Consider the following 25,807-nt stretch of genomic DNA (forward strand, 5'->3'; position numbering starts at 1 on the left):
GCCTCACCGCCGCTCACCGCCCCCTGCGAGGAAGGCGTCCCGGTGCCGGTCGGAGAGCCCGCCGAGGTTCGCCTCGAAGGTGAATCCCTGCTCGAAGCGGTAACTGCGGTGCACATCGACCGGGTCGATACCGTTGATCGCGGTCTTGGCCAGCCGCAGCAGTGCGCCGTCCTTGGCGGCGATCTCCCGGGCCAGCTCCAGCGCCGCGGCGCGCAGTCCGGTGCGCGGCACCACCCGCCACACCGAGCCGTGCCGGTGCAGTTCCTCGGCGGTGGCGGTGCGCGCGGTGTAGTACAGCGCCCGCATCAGATGCTGCGGTACCAGCCGGGCCAGGTGGGTGGCCGCCCCCAGCGCGCCGCGGTCCAGCTCCGGCAGGCCGAAGGCCGCGTCCTCGCTCGCCACGATCGCGTCCGCGTTGCCCACCAGGCCGATGCCGCCGCCGAGACAGAAGCCCTGTACGGCCGCGACGACCGGCACCGGGCAGTCGTAGACGGCGGCGAACGCCTCGGCGCAGCCGCGGTTGGCGCCGAGGAGCGCCCCGTATCCCTCGGTGCGCTGCATCTCCTTGATGTCCACGCCCGCGTTGAACCCCCGGCCCTCGGCGGTGAGGACCACACAGCGCACTTCAGGGTCGGTGCCCGCGGTGCGCACGGCCGCGGCCAGCGCGTACCAGCCGTGCACGGGAAGGGCGTTGACGGGTGGGAAGTCCACGGTGACAACGGCGACGCCCGCTTCCGGGGCGGTGGTGGAGACACCCATGAGCAGATCCGCTACCTTTCCACCAAACATTTGTTAGGCGAGCAGGTAGAAGGTAGCAGTGCTCACCGCAGAGCGGGAGGTGTCGTGTGGCCGTCACCATCGACCTCGCCGGGCAGGTCGCCGTGGTCACCGGAGGAACGCGCGGTGTCGGGGCGGGCATTGCGCGGTCCCTGCTCACCGCCGGGGCCGAGGTGGTGGTGTGCGCCCGCCGCGCCCCCGGCTCCCCGGTCCGGGCCGCCGGGCGCACCGCGCGTTTCCGGCCGCTCGACGTCCGTGACGCCGATGCCGTCGACGGCTTCTTCAACGGGCTGCGTGACACGTACGGACATCTCGACCTCCTGGTCAACAACGCCGGGGGCAGTCCCTACGGGCTGATCGCCGCCACCGGTGCGCGCCGCGCCGCCCGTGTCCTGGAACTGAACCTGACCGCGCCCATGACCGTCGCCCTCGCCGCCCACGGGATGATGCGCCAACAGCGCGCCGGCGGTTCCATCGTGATGGTCGGCAGTGTCAGCGGAACCCGGCCTTCCCCGGGCACCGCCGCCTACGGGGCGGCCAAGGCGGGCCTGGAGAACCTCGCCCGCACCCTGGCCGTGGAATGGGCCCCGACGGTGCGGGTCAACACCCTCGTCCTCGGCATGGTCCGCACCGAACTGTCGCATCTGCACTACGGGGACGCGGACGGCGTCGCCGCCGTCGGCCGCACCGTGCCCCTCGGACGGCTGGCCGAACCCGCCGAGGCCGGTGACGCCTGTGTCTTCCTCGCCTCCTCCCTCGCCCGCTACATCACCGGCGCGAGCCTCGCCGTGCACGGCGGCGGGGAGCGCCCGGCCTTCCTCGACGCCGCCACGGCGAACGCGGACGACCCCACCACCTTGAACGAGCACCCAGGACCCGACCATCCAGGAGGAGTGAGATGAGCGGACTGTGCGGCGGACGCGTCGCTGTCGTCACCGGAGCGGGTCGCGGCCTCGGCCGCGCCCACGCCCTCGCCTTCGCCGCCGAGGGCGCGAAGGTCGTCGTCAACGACCTCGGCGCGGGCCCGGACGGCGCCGGCCGGTCGGCGGACCCGGCCCGGGAGGTCGTGGCGGAGATCCGGGCCGCGGGCGGCGAGGCCATCACCCACACCGCGGACATCGCCACCGCCGACGGGGCCGCCTCCCTGGTCGCCGCCGCCCTCGACACCTACGGTCGGCTCGACACCCTCGTCAGCAACGCCGGTTTCCTCCGCGACCGGATGCTTGTCAACCTCGGCGAGGACGACTGGGACGCGGTGATCCGCGTCCACCTCAGGGGCCACTTTCTGCCGCTGCGGTACGCCGCCGCGCACTGGCGCGCCGAGACCAAGGCCGGGCGCACACCGGCCGCCCGCGTCGTCCACACCAGCTCCGGGGCGGGGCTCATGGGCAGCGTCGGCCAGGGCAACTACGCGGCGGCCAAGGCCGGAATCCTCGGTCTCACCCTCGTCGCCGCGGCCGAACTGGACCGCTACGGCATCCAGGTCAACGCCGTGGCCCCGGCAGCCCGCACCCGGATGACGGAGACCACCTTCGCCGACACCATGGCCGCCCCCGGCGAGCCCGGCGCCTTCGACGCCATGGCCCCCGCGAACGTCTCACCGCTCGTCGTCTGGCTCGGCTCCGCCGCCTGTGCCGGGGTCACCGGCCGGGTCTTCGAGGCCGACGGCGGGCGCATCACCGTCATGGACGGCTGGCGCCGGGGGCCGACCGCCGACAAGGGCGCCCGCTGGACCCCCGCCGAGGCGGGCGAGGCCGCGGGAGACCTGCTCGCCGCCGCCGAGCCGCCGGAGCCGGTGTACGGGGCCTTCTGACGTCCTGTTTCAGCCAAGGGCCCTCGTAATTCTGGCCCGCTTCCACCGGGCGCTGTTCGGCGGGAAGATGCTGCGTCCGGCCCAGCAGCGTGAGCGGCCTGTGCGAATAAGGCGGGAGGTGTCTTCAGACGCTGACGCCGTGGGCGCGCAGATAGGAGAGCGGGTTGATGTCGGAGCCGTAGCCGGGGCCGGTGCGGATCTCGAAGTGGAGATGCGGACCGGTGGTGTTGCCCGTCGAACCGGAACGGCCGATCTGCTGACCGCCGTTGACGCTCTGTCCGGCCCGCACCGATAGCTGGGAGAGATGGGCGTACTGGCTGTATCTGCCGTCCGGGTGGCGGATCACCACCTCGTAGCCGTACGCGTCGGCCCAGCCCGCCGAGACCACCCGGCCGGTGGTGACAGCCTTCACCGAGGTGCCCACGCCCACGGGGAAGTCCACACCCGTGTGATGGCCGCTGGACCAGCTGGAACCGGATGCCCGGTAGGAGGTGGTCGGGCTGACGCCGCTGACCGGCGCGGTGAACCCCGAGCCGGTGGCGGGCTTGGCGGCGGACCGGTGGTGGCTGGAGTGCTGCTTCTGGGGATGCGGCCGTGGCTTGGGCTTGGCCTTGTGGTGGGTCTCGGGCTTCGGCTTCGGCTTGGCCTTCGGTGTGGTGTCCGCCTTTGGCGCGGTCTTCTTCGGCGCGGTCTGGCCACTGCCGCTCAAGGCCAGTTTCTGACCGGGATAGATCAGATCCGGATCGCCGCCGATGGTCTCCCGGTTGGTCTCGTACAGCGTCCGCCAACCGCCCTGCACATTCTGGTCGTTGGCGATCCGCGAGAGCGAGTCGCCGCTGACGACCACATAGCGGCCGGACCCGGACGGTGCCTGGCCGGGCAGCCGGGTGGGCGTGGGCTTGCTCTGCTTGGTCTTCTGCGCGGACGCCGTGAGAGCCTCGGGAGCGCTCCGGGGCGCGGCGGCCTCCCGGGTCAGCCCGGCCGTGCCGGAACAGACCGGCCAGGCCCCGGGGCCCTGGGCGTCGAGCACCTTCTCCGCGACGGCGATCTGCTGGTTCCTGGTGGCCAGATCGGCCCGTGCCGCATAGGCGGTTCCGCCGTACGCCTTCCAGGTGCTCTGGGTGAACTGGAGTCCGCCGTAGAAGCCGTTGCCGGTGTTGATGTCCCAGGTGTTGGTGGACTCGCACCGGGCGACCTTGTCCCAGGTCCCCTCCGAGGCCGCGTGCGCGCCCGTGGCGCCGACCAGTGGCAGGGCGGCGATACCGGCGCCGCCCGCCGTGACGCTCAGCGAGGCACGGGAGATGCGGCGGGGCTTCGGACGGCGGTGGCGTCCCCGTAAGGGCATGGACGGCTCCTTCTCCTGCTGCCAGTGCGGCGAGCTGCCGGGCGCGCCAAACATAAGGGCCCGATTCGGCCACAACAAGAGGGAGTTGACCCGGAAAGAGAGCCGCACCGCGCTGTGCTGCGACCCTCCCCGGGTCATGTGATGTGTGTCACATTATTTCATTCGGTGGTGCGAGAGAGACGCAGGGTGACGATCTCGAACGGGCGGAGCGCAAGCGGGCAGTGCGGGCCCTGGAGCTCGGCCGGTCCGGTCGGCCGCTCCAGCAGATCGCAGAACACGGCGCCGGACACGGGGAATCCGGCGGTCAGCCGGGTGCGCACCCGGCCGCCGCGCGACTCGTGCAGCCGCACCACCACATCGCCGCTGCCGTCGTCGGCCAGCTTGATCGCGGTCACGACCACGGCGTCGTCCTCGACCGACACCAGTGGCGCCACGGCCGCACCGCCCGGCACCCGCCGCTCGGGCAGATTGATCCGGTACCCCTCCCGCACCGCGTCCCCGATCGCCGCCCCCGGCACCAGCGCGTAACGGAAGCGGTGCGTCCCCTGGTCGGTGCGCGGATCCGGGAAGCGAGGGGCGCGGAGCAGCGACAGCCGGACGGTGGTGGTGTGCGCCGTACGCGTGACGTCGTAGCCGTAGGTCGAGTCATTGACCAGCGCGGCACCCCACCCCGGCTCCTCGATGTGGACGAAGCGGTGCTGGCACGCCTCGAACTTCGCGGCGTCCCAGCTGGTGTTGGTGTGGGTGGGCCGGTACAGATGGCCGAACTGGGTCTCGGCGGCGATCCGGTCACTGCGTACATCCAGTGGGAACGCGGCCTTGAGGAACTTCTCCGTCTCGTGCCAGTCCACCTCCGTGTCGATCTCCAGCCGCCGCGCGCCTTCCGGAAGCGTCAGCCGCTGCTCGACCCGAGAGGATCCGAAGGCCCGCACCACCCGCACCGCACCGTCCGCCCACACCAGCTCCCGCACATCCGTGAGATCGGTGACGGTGTTCCGGTAGAAGTGGTCGACATCCCAGGCGTCCCACATGTTCGGGAAGTCCGGGTGCAGTTGGAGGAGGTTGGCCGCCTGCCCGGGGGTCACCGTCTCGCGGTCCGCGGTGAGGTCGTATACCGACACCACCAGACCGCGGCCGTCGATACCGATCCGCAGCAGCCCGTTGTCGAGCACAAAGCCACCGCCCTCGCGCGGTTCGGCGGTCACCGGCGCTCCCGCGCCCGGCCGCGCGGGCGCGGCACCGCCCGCCGGAACCCCGCCCCGCTCATGCGGCGCCGCGTTGAACACCAGCTCGGCACCGCTGACGCCGTCCGAGAGCGTGGCCAGCGCCTCGGTGACGATCACCTCCAGTTCCCGGGCAACCCGGGCGTAGGTCCGCTCCGCCTCCCGGTGCACCCAGGCGATCGACGACCCCGGCAGGATGTCGTGGAACTGATGCAGCAGCACCGTCTTCCACAGCCGGTCCAGCTCCTCGTACGGATAGCGGAACCCGGTGCGCACCGCGGCCGTCGCCGCCCACAGCTCCGCCTCACGCAGCAGATGCTCACTGCGCCGGTTGCCCTGCTTGGTCCTGGCCTGGCTGGTCAGCGTGGCCCGGTGCAGCTCCAGATAGAGTTCGCCCACCCACACCGGGGCGTGTGCGTACTCCGCCCGCGCCTTCTCGAAGAACGCCGACGGGCGCTCGAAGACGACCTTCGCCGAACCCTCCAGGTCCGCCAGCCGCCTGGCCCGCGCCACCATCTCGCGGGTGGTGCCCCCGCCGCCGTCGCCCCAGCCGGTGGGCGCCAGCGAACGCCCCGCGGAACCCTTCTCCCGGAAGTTGCGGACCGCGTGCGCGACCTCCTTCCCCGACAGCTGCGCGTTGTAGGTGTCGATCGGCGGGAAGTGGCTGAACACCCGGGTACCGTCCAGCCCCTCCCACCAGAAGGTGTGATGGGGGAAGGTGTTGGTCTGGCTCCAGGAGATCTTCTGGGTGAGGAACCACTTCGCCCCCGCCTGCTTGACCAACTGCGGCAGGGCGGCGGAGTAGCCGAAGGTGTCCGGCAGCCACACCTCCTCGGTCTCGATCCCGAACTCCTCCAGGAAGAACCGCTTGCCGTGCACAAACTGCCGGGCCAGCGCCTCCGACCCCGGCATATTGGTGTCCGACTCCACCCACATTCCGCCCACGGGGACAAACCGGCCCTCCGCCACGGCCTTCTTGACCCGGGCGTACACCTCCGGCCGGTGCTCCTTGATCCAGGCGAACTGCTGCGCCTGCGACATCGCGTAGACGAAGTCCGGCTCGTCCTCCAGCAGCGCCGTCATGTTCGCGGTGGTGCGGGCCACCTTGCGCACCGTCTCGCGCAAAGGCCAGAGCCACGCCGAGTCGATATGGGCGTGCCCCACCGCGCTGATCCGGTGCGCCGAGGCGTGGGCGGGGGCCGCCAGCACCCCCGCCAGCAGCTCCCGGGCGCGTGCCGCCGTACCGCCCACATCCTGCAAGTCCACGGCGTCCAGGGCCCGTTCGACCGCGCGCAGGATCTCCCAGCGGCGCGGGGTGTCGGGGGACAGCTCCGCCATCAGCTCGCCCAGCACCTCCAGGTCCTGCACCAGCTCCCACACCGTCTCGTCGAACACCGCGAGGTCCATCCGGGCCAGCCGGTACTGCGGTTCGCTGCCCGCCGTCTCCGGATCGCCCAGCTCGGTCGGCTGGAAGGGGTGATAGTCCAGCAGCACCGGGTTGGAGGCGGCCTCGATATGCAGCACCACCGCCTCGCCGCCCACCACCGGGGACCCCACCCGCACCCACTGATTGCGCGGATTGAGCCCCTTCACCGGGGAGCCGTCCGGCCGGTAGACCAGGCCCTCGCACTGGAAGCCCGGCATGTTCTCGTCGAAGCCCAGATCCAGCACCGCCTCCACGGTCCGGCCCGCCCACGCCTCCGGGACCGTGCCGCGCACCGTGAACCAGCTGGTGCCCCACGGCGGGCCCCAAGCCGCGCCGACCGCGATGGGGGTACGGGGCGCGGCCAGCCCCTCGGCCACGGGCACCGGTTCGCCCGGGGCGTTCCAGATCCCGGTCTCGAGCGGTACGGACTCGGGGTGGACCGCCGGGCGGATGCGCTCCTCCAGGACGCGCTTGAGCCGGGCTTCGGTGACGGCACGGTCGCTGTGCATGGGGCAGGACTCCTTGACTGCCGGAGGCGGGTGGGGGTGCTACCAGGTGAACGTGGTGGACGAGGGCGGGGAGGAGGTGAACAGCTCGTCCACGGCCCGCACATCGAGCCGGGACGCCCGCTCACCGTCGGCCCGCCGCAGCGCGGGGACGTAGAAGGCGGTGCCGCAGGTGCCGCCGAGGAAGCGGCGGCCACCGCCCGGCAGCACCTGGTGCAGTTCGTAGCGGCGTATCGCACCGGACGAGCGCCCCCAGGACAGCCGCAGCGCGGCCGTCCCGGTCGCGCCGCCGGGCCGGGACGCGGTCACCGTCAGCGCTCCGGGCGCGTCCGGTGCCTCGGGCGCGGCATCGTGTACGGCGAGCGCGCCCAGCCGCCAGCGCACGGTGCCACCGCCGCGCGCGGTCAGCCGCACCCCGAGGGCGCGCACCGACTCCGCCCGGAGCCCGCGCAGCCGCCGTCCGATCCGCAGGGTGGCGGTGGTCCAGCCACCGCCCGCGCGCAGTGTGCCCGCCGGGAGGTAGGCGAAGTCATACGCACCGCCCGGGGTGTCCGGCTCCCGTACGGCCACCGCCAGTTCCACCCGGACCGCCGCCGAACCGGCGTCGGCGCGATGGGCCAGCTCCACCACGGTGGCGGCCGACAGGGGCAGCCGCACCGAGTGCAGCTCAACCGTTGTGGGCGCGCCCAGCGCGCCGTCCACCAGCAGACTGCTGCCGCCGCGCCAGGCGTCGGCGAAGTCGAAGGTGACGGTGGGGCGGGCACCGGCCGTCCGCACCACCCAGCGGCGCCCCGGCAGCCGGTCCTGGAGTCCGAGATGGTTCCAGGCCGTGTCCGACACCGCTTCGCCCTCCTCGTACCAGCGCAGTCCGTGGCCGGTGTTGAAGGAGGTGGCGAAGGGCAGCGAGGTGACCGTGGCGCGGTCGGCTACGGAGACGGCGGGCGCCCGCCACCCTCCGGCGCCGCTGTCCGGCGCGGACGGATCGAGGGAGGCACCGGTCCAGAAGCGGTCGTCGCGGGTGTGGAAGGCCGCCGGTGTCCGCTGCCCCGATGGCAGGCTGGTCCAGGTCCACTCGGGACGGTAGAAGCCGTAAGCCGCCGTGTGCGCGGCCTCGGCGGGCACCACGGCGTCCCAGTTCACCGGGGTGTCATAGCCGCGGGACTCGACGTCGATCCCGGCCCACAGCTCGTAGCGGCCGCGTCCCAGATCCTGCGCCAGCCGCCCCGAGGAGACCAGCCCCGACCGGCTCCAGTCGAAGTTCAGGAACATGGTGCTTGAGGCGCGGAAGAAGGCGGAGTTGCGGTCGTTGAGCGCGTTCTGCCAGCGCACGGCTCCGCTGTCGACCATCGCGTCGTACCAGGTGATCCGCAATCCCTCGCCGTGGTCGCGCAGATGACGCAGGAAGTCCCGCATATCGGTGGCCAGTCGGGTGTCTCCGCCGTCGGTCTCGGCGTTGATGAACCAGCCGTCGAAGCCGTACACCTTCGCCACCTGGATCAGCTTGTCCGCGATCGGGAACCCGCCGCCACTGCCGCGCTGGACCAGATCCCGCGTCCAGCGCAACTGCCCGCCGTACGCCACGGGTGGCAGGAAGACGGTGCCGAGCACGGGGACACCGTTGCGGTGCGCGGCGTCCACGACGGGCGCGTTGGGCGCCAGGATCAGCCCCTCGCCGGAGGAACCGCCCCAGAACACCAGCTCGTCGAGATAGGCCCAGTGGGTCAGCGCATAGCAGTCGGCCGTCGCGGACCCCTGGGAGGGGTTGCCGGCGGTGGGCGCGAAGGCGGCCAGGGCGGACACCCGCGCCTGACCGGACCGCGCGGTGGTGTTGGGTGCCACCGGCGCGAAGCGGGACGCGAGCGGGACGGTCGCGGTGTTGAAGGCGAGATCCGGATCGGACTCCGGGGTCCACGACCTCAGGCTGCGCCACACGACACCGTCCCCCGGGCTGCCGGAGGGCAGGCTGTCGGGGAACCAGTACGAGGCGTACGGCCGCAGGTCGTCGGCGGCAGCGGCGGCCGGGCCTATCCGGCCCACGGCGGTCGCGGTGCCCATCGGCAGGGCGGCGGCCGCCGCAGTGGCCGCGCCCGCCGCCAGTACCCGGCGGCGGCCGGGACGAGCGGTGTCCGTACCGGGCGTTGCGGATCTGTCGTACACGCTGGACTCCTTCGCTGGGAGGTCAGGTGAGGGTGGACGGCTCATCCGAGGGCGTCGACGGTCAGCACCTCTGTGATGCCGCGAGCGGCCAAGTGCGCGGCGTCCGAGGCACGTTCGGCCAGCACCACAGCCGGTCGCATGCCTTGGGCGGCGGCGCGCATCCACGCCTCGAAGAACCGCCCACCCGGTGCGCACATCGAACGCCCCCGGGCGGACTCCTCACCGGCTTCTGCCACCAGCGCGGTGGTGCGCCGGGCGGGAAGCCGCTCCCGCCACTCCCGGGCCATCCGGGCGAGGGCCCGTCCGGCGGGTTTGACCCGGCGGTCGTTGGTGAGCAGCCCGAGCCCGTACTCCAGCTCGGGGAAGTCGGCGAGGCCGCGGTCCACATCGTGCGAACACCACCAGGTCACGCCCCACACATCCGGGCAGTCCAGCGCGTGGCCGACCGTGGTCCCGGTGAAGGCGGCGGCCCGCTCGGGCGGGATGTGCGGCGCGGGCGCGCCGACCTCCTGCAACCAGACCGGGCGATGCGGATCCGTCGCCCACGCCTTCGACAGCTCGATGAGGTAGGCGGCGTGCAGTCCGGTGGCGGAGCCGGTGGATCCGTGGCGCTGCGCCGTGCCGTTGAACACCCAGGAATGGACGGCGGTGGCGGCGCCGAGCCGGGCCGAGTGGGCGGGGGTGAACGGGTGGTCGTCGTGGTACCAGGCGGCGTCGTAGGAGGCGTGCAGATGCGTCCGTCCCGGCGCCCCCTGCTCACACGCGTCGAGCATGGCACGCAGCCATGTCCCGGCCTGTGCGGAGCTGATGCGGTCGGGGTCGGGGTGGGGCGCGGCGGAGAACTGGTTGATCTCGTTGCCGACGGTCATGCCGAGGAACGCGGGACGGTCGGCGAGGGCGGCGGCCAGCGTGCGCAGATACTCCGCCTGGGCCTCCACCACATCGGGGTCGGTGAAGAGGTTGCGGCGGTGCCAGGTGGTGGTCCAGGACGGGATGAAGTCGAAGCTGGACAGATGGCCCTGCAAGCCGTCCACGTTCACCTCGAGACCGCGTTCGGCCGCCGCGTCGACGAGCTGGACCAGCTGCTCGACCGCGCGCGGGCGGATCAGGGAGCGGTTGGGGTGGAAGACCGGCCACAGCGGGAAGACCCGGATATGGTCCAGGCACAGGGCCGCGATGGAGTCCAGATCGGCGCGGACCTCGTCGAGGTCGAAGTCCAGCCAGTGGTGGAACCAGCCGCGGGTGGGGGTGTAGTTGACGCCGAAGCGCACGGAAGATCGATCCCTTCAGCCCTTGATGGCGCCCTCGCCGACGCCACGGAAGAAGTACCGCTGGAGACAGGCGAACATCACGATCAGCGGGGCGACCGCGATGATGGTGCCCGCCGCGACCAGCCGTGGATTGTTGGCGAAGGTGCCGTGCAGATAGTTGAGGCCGACAGTCAGAGTGAACTTGTCGGAGTCGGAGAGCACGATCAGCGGCCACAGGAAGTCGTCCCAGGCGCCCATGAAGGCGAAGATGGCGACCACGGCGAGGGTGCCCTTCACGGCGGGCAGCCCGATCCGTACGAACCGCTGCCACACATTGGCCCCGTCGATGACCGCGGCCTCCTCGATCTCGTACGGGAGTTGGGCGAACGCGTTCCGCATCAGGAGGACATTCAGCGCACTGACCGCTCCCGGCAGCACCACGGCGATGAGGGTGTTGTTCAGCTCCAGATCCCGCATGGTGGTGAACTGGGCGATGATGATGGACTCCAGCGGCACCAGCAGCGCCATCACAAACGCCAGCCCGGCCGCCTTCCGGCCCCGGAACCGCAGCCGCGCCAGCGCGTATCCCGCCATCGCCGCCCCCACGCAGTTGGTGAGCACATTGGCCACCGCCACCTTCAGCGAGTTCAGCGCGTAGTCCCACACCGGGACGATGTCCGCGACCCCCGAGTAGTTGTCGAGGGTGGGGTGTGCGGGCAGGAAGGCGGGCGGTGAGGTGTAGATGTCCTCGGTGGTGCTCTTGAGCGAGGTGGACAGCTGCCACAGGAAGGGGCCCACGGTCAGCGCCAGCACGGCGAGCAGCAGCAGATAGCGCAGCGCCTTCTCCCAGCCGGACATGCGCGTCACCCGAGCTCCTCCCGCCGGTCGGCGCGCAGCACCAGCAGCATCAGCACGAGGGTGATGGCGAAGACGACGAGCGAGAGCGCGGAGGCGTAGCCCACCCGCCCGTTCAGCCCGGTGCCCACCCGCTGCACCAGCATCACCAGCGTGGTGTCCTGTCCGGCCGGGCCGCCGGTGGGCCCGGCCAGCAGATAGACCTCGGAGAACACCTTGAACGCGGCCACCGAGGAGAGGGCGCCGACCAGCACCATGGTGGAGCGGACCGCCGGGACGGTGACGCTGAGGAAGCGGCGGACCGCACCCGCGCCGTCCACGGCGGCGGCCTCGTGGAGTTCGGGCTCCACGTTCGCCAGTGCGGCAAGGTAAATGATCATGTAGTAGCCGAGTCCCTTCCACACCGTCAGCGCCATGGCGCTGAACAGCAGCAGCCACTGGTCGCCGAGGAATCCCACCGGACTGGCACCGAGGAAGGTGAGGATGCCGTTGATCAGGCCGCGGTCGTCCAGCATCCACCCCCAGATCAGGGAGACCACGACCACCGAGGCCACCACCGGGGTGTAGAAGGCGGCCCGGAAGAAGGTGACACCGGGGATCTGCTTACGGACGAGCAGGGCGAGCAGCAGCGGCAGCACCACGGTGCACGGCACCACCATCACCACGTACAGCAGGCTGTTGCGCAGCCCCACCGTGAACTGCTCGTCGTCCAGCATGGTCCGGAAGTTCTCCAGCCCCACCCAGGAGCCGCCGGTCAACGTTCGGGTGTCGGTGAACGCCTGGTAGACGGTGGTCAGAAACGGATAGAGGGTGAACGCGGAGACCACTCCGAGCCCGGGGAGCAGAAAGAGCCAGGGGCTCGCGGCCCGGTGTGTCCGTGACGAGGGAGCGGCGGGGCGGCGGCTCATCGGTGCCCCTATCCCTGCTGGAGCAGTTGGTTGCTCTGCGCCACGGCGTCGTCCAGCGCCTTCTTGGGCGACTTCTTGCCCTGGAGAGCCTTGGCCACCTCGTTCTGGAGCACGGTCTTCATCTCGTCGCTCATCACCACGGGGGTGTAGTTCACCGCGCCCTTGAGCAGCTTCGCGGAGGCGACCCGCACCCGGCCCTCGTCGGTGCCGTCGTCCTTCGTCCAATAGGGCTTGTCCAGCGACCCCTTGGTGCTGGGGAAGATGGCCACCTTGTGGGCGAAGGACTCCTGGTTCTTCCGGTTGGTGATGAAGTGCGCGAACGCGATGGCCGCGGCCTTGTGCTCGCTGTTCTCCTTCACCGCCAGACCCATCACATACATGTTCGGCTTGCCGGTGTTGTTGGGCGCCTCTGTGATGCCGAGGTTCTTGTAGAGGCTGGGCGCGTCCCGTTTGAAGGTCTCCAGGTCGTGGGCGCTGCCCGGGTTCATCGCGACCTTCTGCTCCAGGAACTTCTGCCCCGCCTTCTCGGGGGTGTTGGTGAGCGCCTGCCCGTCCAGACCGCCCTTGTCGTAGAGCTTCTTGTACCGGGTCAGCAGCTCCACACCCTGGGACTCGTTGTAGGTGAACGCGGTGGCGTCGTCGTTCATCAGCGTCACGCCGTAGCGGCCGAAGTCCTCGATGGACGGGGTGCCCGCGAGGGTGGCCACCGTGCCGCCGGACGTCGAGGCCATGGTGTCGGCGGCGGAGAACAACGCGTCGTAGGTGTGCGGCGGCTTGGCCGGATCGAGCCCCGCCTTACGGAAGAGTGCCTTGTTGTAGAACATCGGGCCGGTGTTGAGGTACCAGGGGAAGGCGTAGGTCCCGTCAAGGCCGGGGAGGGCATTGCCCTTCCATGCCTCGGGGGTGTACTCGGAGCGGAAGCGGGAGCTGGCCTTCTCCTGGTCCAGATTCATGAGCACCCCGGCCTTGGCCAGCGGATGGGCGAGGTCCGGGGACACATTGACCACATCGGGGAGATTGCCGGATCCGGCGTCCGCACTGAGCTTTTCCGCGTAGTTCTCGGCGGGCTGATCCAGCCATGTGACCTTGACGTCCGGGTACTTCTCCTCGAAAGCGTCGACCAGACCGTTGAAGTAGTCCTTGAAGTTGGCCCGGAGATTCCAGGTCTGGAAGCGGATCTCACCCTCGATCGCGCCGTCCGGGCGTGAACCGCCCCCACCATCGTCCCCATTGCAGCTGGTCAGAGCCATGGAGGAGAGCAGAAGGGGGAGGATGGCGGCGGTCGCTCTACGGGATATGGGCATGGCCGACGAGCTCCTTCGATGAGCCGGCGCTAGGCCGGTGGGAGCGGGAGGGGCGGACCAAAAACTGCACCCGGAGCGGGAGTTGCGTCAAGACTTCCGTCGCGAACTAATGCGCTTTAGTCTGAATCCAGCTCAAGCGCTTTAGTGATCTCCCAGGACAACACCGTCCGGGGAGTGGGAGGAAAGCCCATGCGCCGGACACCGGCCCGACGCCCCACCATGAAGGACATAGCCCGCCGCGCCGGGGTCTCCGAGAGCGCGGTCTCCTTCGCACTCAACGACCGTCCCGGTGTCTCGGCCGCCACCCGCGACCGCGTACGCCGCGTCGCCGAACAGCTCGGCTGGCAGCCCAGCACGGCCGCCCGCGCCCTGTCCGGCGAGGGCTCGGCCACCGTCGGCCTGGTGCTTGCCCGGCCCGCCAGCACCCTCGGCGTCGAATCCTTCTTCCTGCAAGTGGTCTCAGGGGTGCAGGAAGCGCTCTCCCCGCGCCGCCTCGGTCTGCTGTTCCAGGTGGTGGAGGACCTGGACGCGGAATGCGCCACCTACCGTCGCTGGTGGGCCGAGCACCGGGTGGACGGGGTGCTCGTGGTCGACCCGTGCCGCGACGACCCCCGGCCGGAACTGCTCGACGAACTGGGTCTGCCCGCCGTGGTGATCGGCTCCATGACCGACGACCCGGCCGCCGAACCCACCGCCCACCCGGGCATCTCCAACCTCTGGGCGGACGACGCCGCCGCGATGGCCTCGATCGTCGGCCATCTCCATGACCTCGGCCACCGCCGGATCGTGCATATCGCCGGACTGCCCGAGCTGGCCCACACCCGGCGCCGGATGCGCTCGCTGCGCGCGGAGGCCGAGCGCCGCGGGCTCACCGAGGTGGACTCGGTGACCACCGACTACTCCGATGCCCAGGGGGCCGAGGCCACCCGCCGGGTGCTCGCCCGGGACCGGCCGCCCACGGCCCTGGTCTACGACAATGATGTGATGGCGGTCGCCGGACTCGCCGCCGCTGCCGAGCGCGGTCTGTCCGTCCCGGCCGATCTGTCCATCGTGGCCTGGGACGACTCCGTACTGTGCCGCAGCACCCACCCCTCCCTGACCGCCCTGGTGCGTGACACCGCGGCGTTCGGGCGGCATGCCGCGGAGCGGCTGATCGCGCTGCTCGACGGTGAGCAGGCGGTCCGGGTCCAGGACGACGTCCCGAGGCTGGCCCCCCGCGGCAGCACCGCCGCCCCGCCCGGCTAGGGCCTAGGTGTGCTGTCCGGGGACGTTGGTGACAGGCGACTCGCCGTGAGTGGTGCTTGAACAGGGCGAGGGCCTTCTGGTTTCGGTGTGGATTGCGAGATCTACTGCCGACGCCAGGAGGCCCTCGTTGATCCACCGTAACGCCCCGCTGACCCCGACCGGCAGGCTGCGTCTGGCCCAGTGCGTCGTCGAGGACGGATGGCCACTGCGGCGGGCAGCTGAACGGTTCCAGGTCAGCCACACCACCGCAGCCCGCTGGGCCCACCGCTACCGCCACCACGGAACAGCGGGCCTGCACGACCGCTCCAGTCGTCCGCATCGCTCACCGCGCCGGACGCCGACCGCGCTGGAGGCACAGGTCCTGCGCAGGCGCCGTGAACACCGCATCGGCCCACTGCGACTGGCGGCCCGCACCGGCATCGCCGCCTCCACCGCCCACCGCATCCTCCAACGCCACCACATGCCCCCTCTGGCCGCCTGCGACCGGGCCACCGGCGAACCCGTCCGCCGCTACGAACACTCACGACCGGGCGAGCTGGTCCACATCGACGTAAAGAAACTCGGCCGCATTCCCGACGGCGGCGGCCACAAGAAACTCGGCCGGGCAGCCGGCCGCAAGAACCGCACCGGCACCGGCTACGCCTACCTGCACACCGCCCTGGACGACCACACACGCCTGGCCTACACCGAGAACCTGCCCGACGAGACCGCCCCAACCTGCGCAGCCTTCCTCACCCGCGCCACCGCCTGGTTCGCCGCACGAGGCGTCACCGTTCAACGGGTGCTGACCGACAACGCCTGGGCCTACAGCAAGAACACCTGGCGCCAGACCTGCCAGGACCTGGGGATCAGCCCGCGCTGGACCCGCCCCTGGCGGCCCCAGACCAACGGCAAGGTCGAACGCTTCCACCGCACTCTGCTCGACGAATGGGCCTACCAGCGGCCCTACACCTCAGAAAGCGAACGCCAGGCAGCGTTTCCCGGCTGGCTGGACTGGTACAACTACCACCGACCCCACACCGGAATCAGCGGCCAAACCCCAGCCAGCCGCGTCACCAACCTCTCCGGACAACACACCTAGGCCGAGACCGACGAGGACGAGGCGGTGGTGGGCGTGGTCGGCGCGCTGGCCGTGGTGGAGGTCTGACCCGAGGGCGTGGGCGCCGTGGTGGGCGGTGTGGTCGACGGGGTCGGCTTGTCCGTGGGGTCGTCCGGTGTGGTCGGCGTGGTGCTCGGCGTCCGGGTCGGACGGTGGGTGGGACGGTGCGTCGTGGGGTCCGGCGACGACGGCGTGCTGGTCTCCGAGGGCGTACCGCTGCTCGACGGACCGCCCGTGGACGCCGAACCGCTGGGCGTACCGCTGCTGGGCGCGGTGGGCGAGGTGGAGGACTGCGGCACCCCGGTCGGCCCCGGCTGGGGGTTCTCGTCGGTGCCGCTGCTCGGATCGTCGGCGGTCCGGTCCTTGTCGTCGTCCTGCTGGGAGGCGGTCCGCTCCGGCTTGACGCGGTCGGCGGGCGGGTCGTTGTCGTCGGACGAGACGCCCAGGGTCACCACGGTGCCGAGGACGGCCACCAGGAGCGCACCGGCACCCGCGGCGATCACATTGCGCCGGGCGCCGGTCACCGCCACCGCCAGACGGCGCAGTCCGCGCGGACGGCCGGCCGAGCCCGAGGAGGACGCCGTCGCCGCCGGAGCCGCCGGGGCCGAGGACGGCGCCTTCCCCGTCGAGCCCGGCGAGCCCGTCGGCCCCACCGCGGCCAGGACGCTCGTCTCGGCCGCCGCGGCGGCCGCGGCCGTGCCGACGGAGGTGAGCGGACTGGTCGCCGTCACCTTCGGCGTGACCACGGTGATCTCGGTGTTGGGGTCCGGCCCGCCCGGCGCGGACGCCGACTCCTCATGACGGGCGGCCGGGACCTCCTCGCCCGCCGCCGTACGGCCACCGCCACCGGCGGTGCCGAACGCACCGGCCATCGACGATCCGGCCGTGCGGTCGGTGACCAGGGCCAGGGCGCGCCGTCCCGCGACCGTGCCGCGCTTGTCGGCGAGCACGCCGCGCAGCCCGATGGACGCCTCCAGCTCCGCGCGGGCCCGGTCCAGATTGCCGGTGCACAGCGCCAGGACGCCCAGCTCGTGGTGGAAGTACGCCTCGTCGGAGACCTGTCCGGCCAGCCGGGCCGCCTCCTGGCCGTGGCGGACGGCCCGCTCCCAGGCGCCCCAGTGCAGCGCCGCGGCGAAGGCGGGGGCGGCGGCGCGGGCCAGCAGGACGGCGGCGTCGGCCTGGCCCGCCTCACGCCCGGCGACCAGGGTGGTCATGGCGCCGAGGATGGCGTCCGCCTCGGCGGCCACCCGCTCGGGGGCGACCGAGGGGTGCGCGGCCCACCAGGCGTAGTGCCGGGCGACGGTCTGCGCCCGCCCGGCGGACTCGACGGCGTCCCCGGCGAACCCCTCGCCGGTGAGCTGGGCGGCCACTCCGGCGGCCAGCCGGAGTTGCGATCCGGCGCTGGTGGCCAGACCGCAGCCGAGCAGTTCGCCGGGGGCCGCGTCCGCGTGGTCGTCCTCGGTGAGCGCGGGCAGATGAGCCTGGTGCGGCAGTTCGCCGCCGAGCGCGACCGCGAACCGCAGGGTGTCCCGGGCCGCTTCGCCGAGCTCCCCGGCGAGCAGCGCGGCGGGGGCCGCGGCCTCGGCGCGGCTGGGCAGCGCGCCGCCGCCCCGCGCCTCCCGCCGCCGCAGCAGCGCGCCCGCCTGGACGAAACGCAGCGGCAGCCCCTCGGACTCGAACCACAGGTCCGCGGCCCAGCTCGCCTCGTCCTCCGTCAGGGGACGGCGTACGGCGCGCTCCAGCAGCTCCAGTCCGGCGGTGCGGCTGAGGCCGGAGAGGAAGACCTCTTCGAGGTGCGAGTCGGCGGAGGGGGCCGCGATGTCGGGGGTGGCGGAGATCAGGAAGGCGCACTCGGGGGTCGCGTCGAGGAACTCGTCCAGCGCGGCACCGCCGAAGTCGATGTCGTCGAGGACGACGACGGCGCCGATCTCCTGGATCGCCGCCAGCAGCTCCGCGCGGTCGGGGCGGTACAGCGGGGCGCGGTAGACGGCGGCGTAGAGGTCGTGGAGGAGGTCGGTGGGGGTGCGGCGGTAGCCGGACAGACGCACCACACCGTCCGGGGCGAGCCCCTCGCAGTCGGCGGCGACGGCCTCCAGCAGGACGCTGCGTCCGGCGCCGGAGGGGCCGGTGACCCGCACCGAGCGGCCGCGGGCCAGCAGCCGGCGCAGCCGTTCCCGCTCCTCGTCGCGCTCCAGCATGGGCAGTTCGGGCACCAGGGTGCCGGAGGGGCGCGGCGCCGCGGCGGCCCGGCGCAGCTCGGCGCGCTCCTCGGCGCCGCGCCGCTCGGGCCGGGCGGGCCGCTCGCCGGGCGGACAGGGTTCTATCTCGCTGCCGTCGACGGGGTTGACGGTCAGCAGATGGTCGCCGGAGACGATCCGGGCGGTACGGGCGGGCGCGGGCTGGTCGCTGTCCAGATGGGGCAGGAGCGGATCGCCCAGCGGCGGGGTGGGAATGTCCGGTGAGCCGTCGGGCCGAGACGTTTCACCGGGCCGGGACGACGTCCCGTCGGCTGCCGGGTGCGAGCGCTCGGCGGGGCGGGAACCGGCGTCGTCGTGGCCGTGCTCTTCCGGTCCGCGGTTCATCGGCTCCATGTCATGGCCCCCCAGTGCGTGGCGTGCTGTGTGGCTCCCCGGCCCGCCGTCGCTTCTGGTCCGGTGCCGCCGTAGGGAAGGAAAGGGAAAGGGTCCCGGCGGTACCGAGCCCTAGACCTTCTCACAGTATCCACTCCCCGGGAGGGAGGGCACGCCGCCCCGGCACCGATGGCCCCCGGCGCCAATGGACCCGTGGACGCCCGGGCCCCGGGGCCCGGGCGTCCACAGGTTCAGACGCGCGGCAGCGACTCGGCCTCGAGACCGCCCTCGATCGCCAGGATGCGGTGCAGCCGGGTGGCCACCAGCAGCCGCTGCATCTGGGGCGGCACTCCGCGCAGCACGAGCCTGCGGCCCGCCCGGCCGGCTCGCCGGTGGGCGCCCATGATCACACCGAGCCCGGTGGCGTCCCAGGAGTCCAGCTCGGTGAGGTCCAGCACCAGATCCCCGCCGCCGGAGTCGACGGCGCTATGCAGGGCCGTGCGGGCGTCCGCCGCGCTTCGGACATCCAGTCGGCCCCCGACGACCAGCTCGGCGTGGTCGCCCCTGATGTGCATATGCGCTCCCCACTACGGTGCGTCGTGTCGTCAATGAGCCATTCTGTCTACAGAACTGACTGCCCCTCATGCGACGAAGTTGCCGCCTGTAAGCGAACCGATACCGAATTCACCCGTGAGGGTGAGTTCCTGGGCCTGGCGCGGCACCCGGACCCTCAGTAGCGGTAGAAGCCCTCGCCGCTCTTGCGGCCGATGTCCCCCGCGTCGACCATGCGGCGCATGATCTCCGGCGGCGCGAATTTCTCGTCCTGCGACTCGGTGTAGATGTTCTCGGTGGCGTGCAGGAGGATGTCCACGCCGGTGAGGTCGGCCGTGGCGAGGGGTCCCATCGCATGGCCGAAGCCCAGCTTGCAGGCGATGTCGATGTCCTCGGCCGTGGCGACCCCGGATTCGTACAGCTTGGCCGCCTCGACGACGAGGGCGGAGATCAGACGTGTGGTGACGAAGCCCGCGACATCCCGGTTGACGACGATACAGGTCTTGCCGACGCCCTCGGCGAACTCCCGTGCGGCGGCGAGGGTTTCGTCGCTGGTCTTGTAGCCGCGCACCAGCTCGCACAGCTGCATCATCGGCACCGGCGAGAAGAAGTGGGTGCCGACGACCCGCTCCGGGCGCTCGGTGGCCGCCGCGATCTTGGTGATCGGGATCGCGGAGGTGTTGGAGGCGAGGATGGTGCTGTCCTTGACCAGCCCGTCGAGGGTCCGGAAGATCTCCCGCTTGACATCGATCCGCTCGAAGACGGCCTCGACCACCACATCCGCGTCGGCGGCGGCGTCGAGGGCGGTGGTGGTGGAGATGCGGGCGAGGGCCTGCTCGGCCGCCTCGGCCTCCATCTTGCCCTTGGAGACGAACTTCTCGTACGAGGCCCGGATGCCGTCCGTGCCGCGCCGCAGCGCCTCGTCGGTCACGTCGCGCAGCACGACGTCCCAGCCCGCCTGAGCCGAGACCTGCGCGATACCGGACCCCATGAGTCCGGCTCCGATGACCGCGAGCTTCTTGGCCACGACACACACCCTTCGATCGACGTTGATGTGCCGGACCTTAACGCCCGTTCACCCCCCGTGGCAGCCCTTAGTAAGGCGCGTCACGGTGTGTTCTTCACCGCATAGGTGAGCGTGCGCTCCCCGAGGAGCGAGGTGACCAACTCCAGCCGCTTCAGCACCTTCCGCGTGATATCGGCCGAGTCGCCCCCGGCGGCGATCAGCCGCTGGACGCTGTTGAAGATCACGCTGTTCACCCAGGCGAGCTGGCTGGCGACCAGCATCGGCTCGGGGTCCTCGGGGTCCGCGCCGGTCTCCTCGCGCAGGGTGGCGCCGATGGCGTGGCAGGTCCGCTCGTGCATCGCCATCAGCCGCAGGGTCAGCGCGTGCGACTCCTGGATGACGGCCATGAAACGTGTGAAGCCCGGATTGAGCGGGTCGTAGTCGCCCCCCTCGATGGCGGTGCGCAGCTCGCGCAGAACGGCGACGGCGGCGGACTCCCCCACCGCGCGCTCGGCGATCCAGCGCGGCAGCCGGTCCACCATCTCCTCCTCCCGGTCGAAGAAGAGGTCCTCCTTGGCCGGGAAGTAGTTGTAGACCGTGTTCACGGAGACATCGGCCGCCTCCGCGATCTCGGCGATGGTGACCGCCTCGAATCCGCGCTCCAGGAACAGCCCGGTCGCCACATCCGAGATGTACTGCCTGGTCTGCCGCTTCTTCCGCTCCCTGAGCCCTTCCGCCATGCCCGCCATTCTAGCTTCGCTGGGGCCGATGAATTTTTGGGGCCATTGCAAATTTGGTGCGACCCTGGTTTTCTGTCGGGCATGGCAGTCCTCATCACCAGCGGGCTCGCCCGCACCTTCCGGACCAAGCACGGCCCCGTCGAGGCCGTACGGGGCATCGATCTGACCGTCGAGGAGGGCGAGATCCTCGGCTTCCTGGGACCCAACGGCGCGGGCAAGACCACCACGCTGCGCATGCTCACCACCCTGCTCCCGCCCACCGGCGGCACCGCCACCGTCGCCGGGCACGACCTGGCCCGCGACCCCGCCGGGGTGCGCCGCAGGATCGGCTATGTCGCCCAGTCCGGCGGCGTCGACCCGACCGTCTCCGTACGGGAGGAACTGGTCACCCAGGGCAGGCTGTACCGGCTGACCGCCCAGCAGGCCGCCGCCCGCGCCGCGGAGCTGGCCGAGGACCTGGGCCTCACCGAGCTGCTGGACCGCCCCTGCGGTGCGCTCTCCGGCGGACAGCGGCGGCGGCTGGACATCGCCCTGGGCCTGGTCCACCGGCCCCGGATCCTCTTCCTCGACGAACCGACCACCGGCCTCGACCCCGCCAGCCGCTCCGATCTGTGGGACCTGATCCGCCGGCTGCGCGATGAGCACCGGATGACGGTGTTCCTGACCACCCACTACCTCGACGAGGCCGACGCGCTCGCCGACCGGCTGGTCATCGTCGACCACGGACGGATCGCCGCCGAGGGCACCTCGGCACGGCTCAAGGCCGCATACGGGGGCTCACCGGAGGCGACCCTCCAGGACACCTTCATCGCCATCACCGGGCGCGGCACCCCGTCGCGCGACACCGCCCCGCTCGCCGTCTGAGCCCTCCCGTCCCATCCGGCCGCCGGAACCGGCCAACCCGCCCTCCCCGAAGGGAAATCCGTGCCCCACGTCCTCTCCGACACCGCCCTCGTCTTCGGCCGCTACGCCCGTCAGACCCTGCGCTCCACCCCCGCCCTGGTCTTCGGACTGATCCAGCCGCTGCTCTTCCTGGTCTTCTTCGGGCCACTGCTCAACGACCTGCCGCTGGGCGGCGACGGCGACTCCTGGCAGATCATCGTCCCCGGCATCCTTATCCAACTCGGCTTGTTCAGCGCCTCGTTCGCGGGTATCGGCCTGGTGCTGGAGAAGCGCCTCGGCATCATCGAGCGGATGCGGGTGACCCCGGTCAGCCGACTGGCGCTGCTCATGGGCCGGGTGCTCAAGGATGTCGTCCAACTGCTGGTGCAGTCGCTGGTGCTGGTCGCCGTCGCCGTGGTGATGGGGCTGCGCGCCCCGGTGGCCGGGGTGGCGATCGGCTTCGTCTTCGTCGGTGTGCTCACCGTCTCGCTCGCCTCGCTGTCGTACGCGCTGGCCATGCGGGTCGCCACCCCGCAGGAGTTCGCCCCCGTCATCAACGCCGTCACCATGCCCGCGATGCTGCTGTCCGGTGTGCTGCTGCCGATGACGCTCGGCCCCCGCTGGCTCGATGTGGTCTCGCACTGCGTGCCGTTCCGCTATCTGGTGGACGGGGTACGGGCCGCCTTCGCCGGTGAGTACGGGGACGGCAAGATCGCCCTGGCCTCGCTGGTCGCCACCGGTCTCGCGGTGGTGGCGGTGACGCTCGGCGCCCGGCTCTTCCGGCAGGCCGGGGCGTAGCCACGGCGCGTAGGCTCGGACCCATGGTCAATCTCACCCGCATCTATACGCGCACCGGGGACTCGGGCACCACCGCCCTCGGCGATATGAGCCGCACCGCCAAGACCGATCTGCGGATCTCCGCCTACGCCGACGCGAACGAGGCGAACGCCGCGATCGGGGTGGCCATCGCGCTGGGCGGGCTGCCCGCCGAGATCATCGACGTGCTGGTCCGCGTCCAGAACGACCTGTTCGACGTGGGCGCGGACCTGTGCACCCCGGTGGTGGAGAACCCGGAACATCCGCCGCTGCGCGTCGAGCAGAGCTACATCGACAAGCTGGAGGCGGACTGCGACCGCTTCCTGGAGGGGCTGGAGAAGCTGCGCAGCTTCATCCTCCCCGGTGGCACCCCCGGTGCCGCCCTGCTGCACCAGGCGTGCACGGTCGTCCGGCGCGCCGAACGCTCCACCTGGGCGGCGCTGGAGACCCATGCGGACTCCATGAACCCGCTCACCGCCACCTATCTCAACCGGCTGTCGGACCTGCTGTTCATCCTGGCCCGTACGGCCAACAAGGAGCTCGGCGACGTGCTGTGGGTGCCCGGCGAGAACCGCTGACACCCGCCCCCGTAGCTCGCGTGCGTACGGGGCCGGGTGTCCCCCGGCCCCGGCCCCGTTACGCGAATGTCCTCACCGCGGCAGCGAGGACCGGGCCCGCTCGGGCTCCTGCTTCGGCCACAGCGTGTAGGTCAGGGCGATGACCACATTGATGCCGATGGCGAACAGCATCTTCGTCTGCCACTGCCGCAGCGAACCGATCTCCCCGTCGTCCCCGACGTACCAGATCGCCCCCTGCAACAGCACGATCGCGATCAGCGCCGCCAGCATCCAGCGCAGCGCGGTCCGCCACTCGTGCGCCGCCCGCGCCATCCCGTACTTCGGCGGCTTGACCGGCGGCGGACCGCCGAAGAAGCGATGTGCCACCCGGGCGTCCACCCACGTGATCGTCTGATGGCCCAGCGCCACCGAGAAGCCGATGTAGACGGCGGCGAGCCCGTGCTTCCAGTCCGGTTCGGCACCGTTCTTGAGATCGATCGCCGTGGTCACGAACAGCACCAGCTCCAGCAGCGGCTCGCACAACAGCACCGCGACGCTCGCCTTCGGCATCTTCGCCAGGTACCGCAGGCCGAGCCCGACGGCCAGCAGTACCCAGAAACCGACCTCACAGGCGATGATCAGCGCGACAATCACGGATGGCTCCTCTCGCTCTCCGCCTCAACGGTCCCGTGCGATCCGGGCCGTCGCGTCGTCGGAGGCGATGAAAGCCGACTGCATCCTTCGATGTACCCGAGGTCCTCCCGAGCCCGCCCTCGAGCGGAGGAACAGCCCCCGCACCGCGTGATGGGATGGGGCGCATGCCGTCCCGTCCGCGTCTGCTTCAGCGTCCGCACCGCGACGATGTGCTGATCAGCCTCTCCGGTCTGGTCGGCGGAGTGATCATGTGGTCCCTCGGGCTGGTCGGCGGAGAGAAATTCCCCCGGGATCCGGAGGCCCTGACACTCCTCCCGCTGGTGGTGATGGCCGCGGCCGAACTGCTGCGCAGAACCGCGCCCGCGGTCGCCCTGTGCGTGGCGGTTCCCGCCCTCGTCGGTGACCAGCTGCTGGGCTCACTGATCGCCACCCTCGCGATGTTCACCGATGTGCTCTACGCGGCCGTGGTGTACGGAACCCCCGCGATGGCTCGCAAGATCCCGCTGGGCACGGTCTGTCTCACCGTCGTGGCCACGGTCGTGCCGATCGCGGTCTACCGCACGTCCGTGTCCCTGCTCATCGGGATCGCCGTCGGGCTGGTGCTCCTGACCCCCGCCTGGACCGGCTGGGGCATCCGCGAGCACCGGGAAGCCGCCGCCGCCGAACGGCTGCGCGCCGAACAGACCGCGCTCCTGGCCGAGCTGGACCGCCGGGAGGCGGTCACCGCCGAACGCGCCCGGATGGCCCGGGAACTCCACGACATGGTGGCCAACCACCTGTCGGCCATCGCCATCCACTCCACCGCCGCGCTCTCCCTCAAGGACACCGCGGCCACCGAACAGGCCCTCGGCGTCATCCGGGAGAACAGCGTGCGCGGCCTCGCCGAGATGCGGCGGCTGATCGGCTTGCTGCGCGACGCCGGGGACGAGGCCGCACCGGGCCCCGCGCCCACCCTCGACGCCCTGGACGCCCTGCTGGAGCAGGCCCGTACCACCGCCGCGGCGGGCTCCGGCGGCCAGGAGTTCCTCCTGCGCGACGAGCGCCCCGAGGGCGCCGCCCCGCTGCCCGCGCCGGTCGAGCTGGCCGCGTACCGCATCGTCCAGGAGTCCCTGACCAACGCGCTCAAGCACGCCGGGCCCGGCCGGGTGGATGTGACCCTGGCCCGTCTCCCGGACGGGCCGCTGGAGGTCGGCGTCACCAGTCCCTGCGGCGAGGACCGCCCGGCGCCCCGGGCACCGGGCTCCGGCAGCGGGCTGATCGGGATGCGGGAGCGGGTCTCCCTGCTCGGCGGCACGCTGGAGGCCGGACCGGCCGACGGCCCCCCGGGCACGGTCTGGCGGGTCCGGGCCACCCTGCCGCTTAAGCCCGAGAACACCGACCCCACCGGGAACACCCCCCATCCCCCCATCGACCGGGAGCCGCAGTGACCCAGCCAGCCACCCCGCCGCGGACGATCCGTGTGCTTGTCGCCGAGGACCAGGCCGCGGTGCGCTCCGGGCTTGTCCTCATCCTGCGGTCGGCGCCCGAGATCGAGGTGGTCGGCGAGGCCACCGACGGCCGCCAGGCGGTGGACATGGCCCGTGCGCTCCGCCCCGATCTGGTGCTGATGGATGTGCAGATGCCGCGTCTGGACGGGGTGTCCGCCACCCGGGAGGTGGTCTCCGGACAGCTCGCCGACGTCCTGGTGCTGACCACCTTCGACCTCGACGCGTATGTCTTCGGGGCGTTGCGCGCGGGCGCCGCCGGTTTTCTGCTCAAGGACAGTGACGCGGCGACGCTGATCGAGGCGGTCCGTACGGTGGCCCGCGGTGAGGGCCTGATCGCCCCGGCGGTGACCCGCCGTCTGATCGCCGAATTCGGCCGGACCGGGGCCGCGGCGGCCACGTCGTCCGGTGGCGCCGATCCGTCGGTGCTCACCGCGCTCACCCCGCGCGAGCGGGAGGTGCTGGGCTGTATGGGGCAGGGGCTGTCGAACGCACAGATCGCGGTACGGCTGACCATGGCGGAGGCCACGGTGAAGACCCATGTCAGCAGGGTGCTGGCCAAACTGGACCTGCGCAGCCGGGTACAGGCCGCGGTACTGGCCCAGGAGCTGGGCGTGGAGGGGCCTTAGGCGCCCTGG

Annotated in this window: 22 protein-coding genes; 9 read left to right on the plus strand and 13 right to left on the minus strand. The window is 71.6% G+C overall.

What is annotated here, in order from left to right:
• Positions 1–3 precede the first annotated feature (3 nt).
• Entirely contained in the window at positions 4–759 is a 756-nt protein-coding gene (locus tag JK363_RS02865) for an enoyl-CoA hydratase family protein (RefSeq protein ID WP_201871147.1), read from the minus strand.
• Between the two features lie 86 nt (positions 760–845).
• Between JK363_RS02865 and JK363_RS02870 the strand changes: the two genes are divergently transcribed.
• Together JK363_RS02870 and JK363_RS02875 are read left to right on the plus strand one after the other, a co-directional pair.
• On the plus strand, positions 846–1,679 hold the full coding sequence (locus JK363_RS02870; RefSeq protein ID WP_201871149.1) for an SDR family oxidoreductase: 834 nt from the start codon (positions 846–848) through the stop codon (positions 1,677–1,679).
• Positions 1,676–2,590 carry an SDR family oxidoreductase gene (locus JK363_RS02875; RefSeq protein ID WP_201871151.1) on the plus strand — a complete coding sequence of 305 codons (915 nt, stop codon included), beginning with the start codon at positions 1,676–1,678 and terminating at the stop codon, positions 2,588–2,590. The genes JK363_RS02870 and JK363_RS02875 overlap by 4 nt, the downstream gene beginning before the upstream one ends.
• 124 nt (positions 2,591–2,714) lie before the next feature.
• Here JK363_RS02875 and JK363_RS02880 read toward each other — a convergent pair whose 3' ends face one another.
• The 7 genes from JK363_RS02880 to JK363_RS02910 all read right to left on the minus strand — a co-directional run bounded on the left by JK363_RS02880 (position 2,715) and on the right by JK363_RS02910 (position 13,564).
• The gene (locus JK363_RS02880) at positions 2,715–3,935 is read right to left on the minus strand and encodes a transglycosylase family protein (protein ID WP_201871153.1); all 1,221 of its coding nucleotides are present in this window, start codon (positions 3,933–3,935) and stop codon (positions 2,715–2,717) included.
• A 158-nt stretch (positions 3,936–4,093) separates the two neighbouring features.
• Positions 4,094–7,093 (minus strand): alpha-mannosidase, encoded by a 3,000-nt coding sequence (locus JK363_RS02885; RefSeq protein ID WP_201871155.1) that lies wholly within the window; start codon positions 7,091–7,093, stop codon positions 4,094–4,096.
• Between the two features lie 39 nt (positions 7,094–7,132).
• Complete coding sequence (locus JK363_RS02890) at positions 7,133–9,247, minus strand: endo-beta-N-acetylglucosaminidase (protein ID WP_372444700.1); 2,115 nt, start codon at positions 9,245–9,247, stop codon at positions 7,133–7,135.
• 41 nt (positions 9,248–9,288) lie between these two features.
• On the minus strand, positions 9,289–10,518 hold the full coding sequence (locus tag JK363_RS02895; protein WP_201871159.1) for a glycoside hydrolase 5 family protein: 1,230 nt from the start codon (positions 10,516–10,518) through the stop codon (positions 9,289–9,291).
• Between the two features lie 15 nt (positions 10,519–10,533).
• The gene (locus tag JK363_RS02900) at positions 10,534–11,355 is read right to left on the minus strand and encodes a carbohydrate ABC transporter permease (RefSeq protein WP_201871645.1); all 822 of its coding nucleotides are present in this window, start codon (positions 11,353–11,355) and stop codon (positions 10,534–10,536) included.
• A 5-nt stretch (positions 11,356–11,360) separates the two neighbouring features.
• Complete coding sequence (locus tag JK363_RS02905; protein ID WP_201871161.1) at positions 11,361–12,260, minus strand: carbohydrate ABC transporter permease; 900 nt, start codon at positions 12,258–12,260, stop codon at positions 11,361–11,363.
• 8 nt (positions 12,261–12,268) lie between these two features.
• On the minus strand, positions 12,269–13,564 hold the full coding sequence (locus JK363_RS02910; RefSeq protein WP_201871162.1) for an ABC transporter substrate-binding protein: 1,296 nt from the start codon (positions 13,562–13,564) through the stop codon (positions 12,269–12,271).
• A gap of 189 nt (positions 13,565–13,753) precedes the next feature.
• Between JK363_RS02910 and JK363_RS02915 the strand changes: the two genes are divergently transcribed.
• A complete protein-coding gene (locus JK363_RS02915) occupies positions 13,754–14,809 on the plus strand; it encodes a LacI family DNA-binding transcriptional regulator (protein WP_201871164.1) in 1,056 nt (351 codons plus the stop codon).
• 127 nt (positions 14,810–14,936) lie between these two features.
• The gene (locus JK363_RS02920; protein ID WP_201871166.1) at positions 14,937–15,890 is read left to right on the plus strand and encodes an IS481 family transposase; all 954 of its coding nucleotides are present in this window, start codon (positions 14,937–14,939) and stop codon (positions 15,888–15,890) included.
• On the opposite strand, the gene JK363_RS02925 is transcribed toward JK363_RS02920, so the two are convergent.
• The 4 genes from JK363_RS02925 to JK363_RS02940 form a co-directional block, all read right to left on the minus strand.
• A complete protein-coding gene (locus JK363_RS02925) occupies positions 15,887–18,499 on the minus strand; it encodes an ATP-binding protein (protein WP_201871168.1) in 2,613 nt (870 codons plus the stop codon). The genes JK363_RS02920 and JK363_RS02925 overlap by 4 nt on opposite strands.
• Positions 18,500–18,729: 230 nt before the next feature.
• Positions 18,730–19,053, minus strand: a complete 324-nt coding sequence (locus JK363_RS02930) for an STAS domain-containing protein (protein ID WP_201871170.1) — start codon at positions 19,051–19,053, stop codon at positions 18,730–18,732.
• 155 nt (positions 19,054–19,208) lie between these two features.
• Positions 19,209–20,057 (minus strand): 3-hydroxyacyl-CoA dehydrogenase family protein, encoded by an 849-nt coding sequence (locus JK363_RS02935; protein ID WP_201871172.1) that lies wholly within the window; start codon positions 20,055–20,057, stop codon positions 19,209–19,211.
• Positions 20,058–20,137: 80 nt separating this feature from the next.
• Entirely contained in the window at positions 20,138–20,776 is a 639-nt protein-coding gene (locus tag JK363_RS02940; RefSeq protein ID WP_201871174.1) for a TetR/AcrR family transcriptional regulator, read from the minus strand.
• 81 nt (positions 20,777–20,857) lie between these two features.
• Here JK363_RS02940 and JK363_RS02945 point away from each other — a divergent pair, with 81 nt between their 5' ends.
• The 3 genes from JK363_RS02945 to JK363_RS02955 are packed head-to-tail and all read left to right on the plus strand — an operon-like array spanning position 20,858 to position 23,052.
• Positions 20,858–21,640, plus strand: a complete 783-nt coding sequence (locus tag JK363_RS02945; RefSeq protein ID WP_201871181.1) for an ABC transporter ATP-binding protein — start codon at positions 20,858–20,860, stop codon at positions 21,638–21,640.
• Positions 21,641–21,700: 60 nt separating this feature from the next.
• Positions 21,701–22,456: an ABC transporter permease gene (locus JK363_RS02950; RefSeq protein ID WP_201871183.1), complete on the plus strand. Its 756-nt coding sequence runs from the start codon at positions 21,701–21,703 to the stop codon at positions 22,454–22,456.
• Between the two features lie 23 nt (positions 22,457–22,479).
• A complete protein-coding gene (locus tag JK363_RS02955; protein WP_201871184.1) occupies positions 22,480–23,052 on the plus strand; it encodes a cob(I)yrinic acid a,c-diamide adenosyltransferase in 573 nt (190 codons plus the stop codon).
• Positions 23,053–23,124: 72 nt separating this feature from the next.
• Here JK363_RS02955 and JK363_RS02960 read toward each other — a convergent pair whose 3' ends face one another.
• The gene (locus tag JK363_RS02960; protein WP_201871191.1) at positions 23,125–23,685 is read right to left on the minus strand and encodes a hypothetical protein; all 561 of its coding nucleotides are present in this window, start codon (positions 23,683–23,685) and stop codon (positions 23,125–23,127) included.
• 164 nt (positions 23,686–23,849) lie between these two features.
• Between JK363_RS02960 and JK363_RS02965 the strand changes: the two genes are divergently transcribed.
• Positions 23,850–25,112, plus strand: coding sequence for a sensor histidine kinase (locus tag JK363_RS02965; protein WP_201871193.1), 1,263 nt, complete (start codon positions 23,850–23,852; stop codon positions 25,110–25,112).
• Positions 25,109–25,798, plus strand: a complete 690-nt coding sequence (locus JK363_RS02970) for a response regulator (protein ID WP_201871194.1) — start codon at positions 25,109–25,111, stop codon at positions 25,796–25,798. The genes JK363_RS02965 and JK363_RS02970 overlap by 4 nt, the downstream gene beginning before the upstream one ends.
• The last annotated feature ends 9 nt before the right edge of the window (positions 25,799–25,807 follow it).

The sequence above is a fragment of the Streptomyces coffeae genome (genome assembly GCF_016741875.1).
Lineage (GTDB): Bacteria > Actinomycetota > Actinomycetes > Streptomycetales > Streptomycetaceae > Streptomyces > Streptomyces coffeae.

Bases quoted from the DNA above. Each gene is read 5' to 3' on its own strand.
- JK363_RS02910 (WP_201871162.1), bottom strand. From the start codon at position 13,564: ATGCCCATATCCCGTAGAGCGACCGCCGCCATCCTCCCCCTTCTGCTC.
- JK363_RS02865 (WP_201871147.1), bottom strand. From the start codon at position 759: ATGGGTGTCTCCACCACCGCCCCGGAAGCGGGCGTCGCCGTTGTCACC.
- JK363_RS02965 (WP_201871193.1), top strand. From the start codon at position 23,850: ATGCCGTCCCGTCCGCGTCTGCTTCAGCGTCCGCACCGCGACGATGTG.
- JK363_RS02875 (WP_201871151.1), top strand. From the start codon at position 1,676: ATGAGCGGACTGTGCGGCGGACGCGTCGCTGTCGTCACCGGAGCGGGT.
- JK363_RS02915 (WP_201871164.1), top strand. From the start codon at position 13,754: ATGCGCCGGACACCGGCCCGACGCCCCACCATGAAGGACATAGCCCGC.
- JK363_RS02955 (WP_201871184.1), top strand. From the start codon at position 22,480: ATGGTCAATCTCACCCGCATCTATACGCGCACCGGGGACTCGGGCACC.
- JK363_RS02930 (WP_201871170.1), bottom strand. From the start codon at position 19,053: ATGCACATCAGGGGCGACCACGCCGAGCTGGTCGTCGGGGGCCGACTG.
- JK363_RS02940 (WP_201871174.1), bottom strand. From the start codon at position 20,776: ATGGCGGAAGGGCTCAGGGAGCGGAAGAAGCGGCAGACCAGGCAGTAC.
- JK363_RS02905 (WP_201871161.1), bottom strand. From the start codon at position 12,260: ATGAGCCGCCGCCCCGCCGCTCCCTCGTCACGGACACACCGGGCCGCG.
- JK363_RS02900 (WP_201871645.1), bottom strand. From the start codon at position 11,355: ATGTCCGGCTGGGAGAAGGCGCTGCGCTATCTGCTGCTGCTCGCCGTG.
- JK363_RS02925 (WP_201871168.1), bottom strand. From the start codon at position 18,499: ATGGAGCCGATGAACCGCGGACCGGAAGAGCACGGCCACGACGACGCC.
- JK363_RS02945 (WP_201871181.1), top strand. From the start codon at position 20,858: ATGGCAGTCCTCATCACCAGCGGGCTCGCCCGCACCTTCCGGACCAAG.
- JK363_RS02885 (WP_201871155.1), bottom strand. From the start codon at position 7,093: ATGCACAGCGACCGTGCCGTCACCGAAGCCCGGCTCAAGCGCGTCCTG.
- JK363_RS02880 (WP_201871153.1), bottom strand. From the start codon at position 3,935: ATGCCCTTACGGGGACGCCACCGCCGTCCGAAGCCCCGCCGCATCTCC.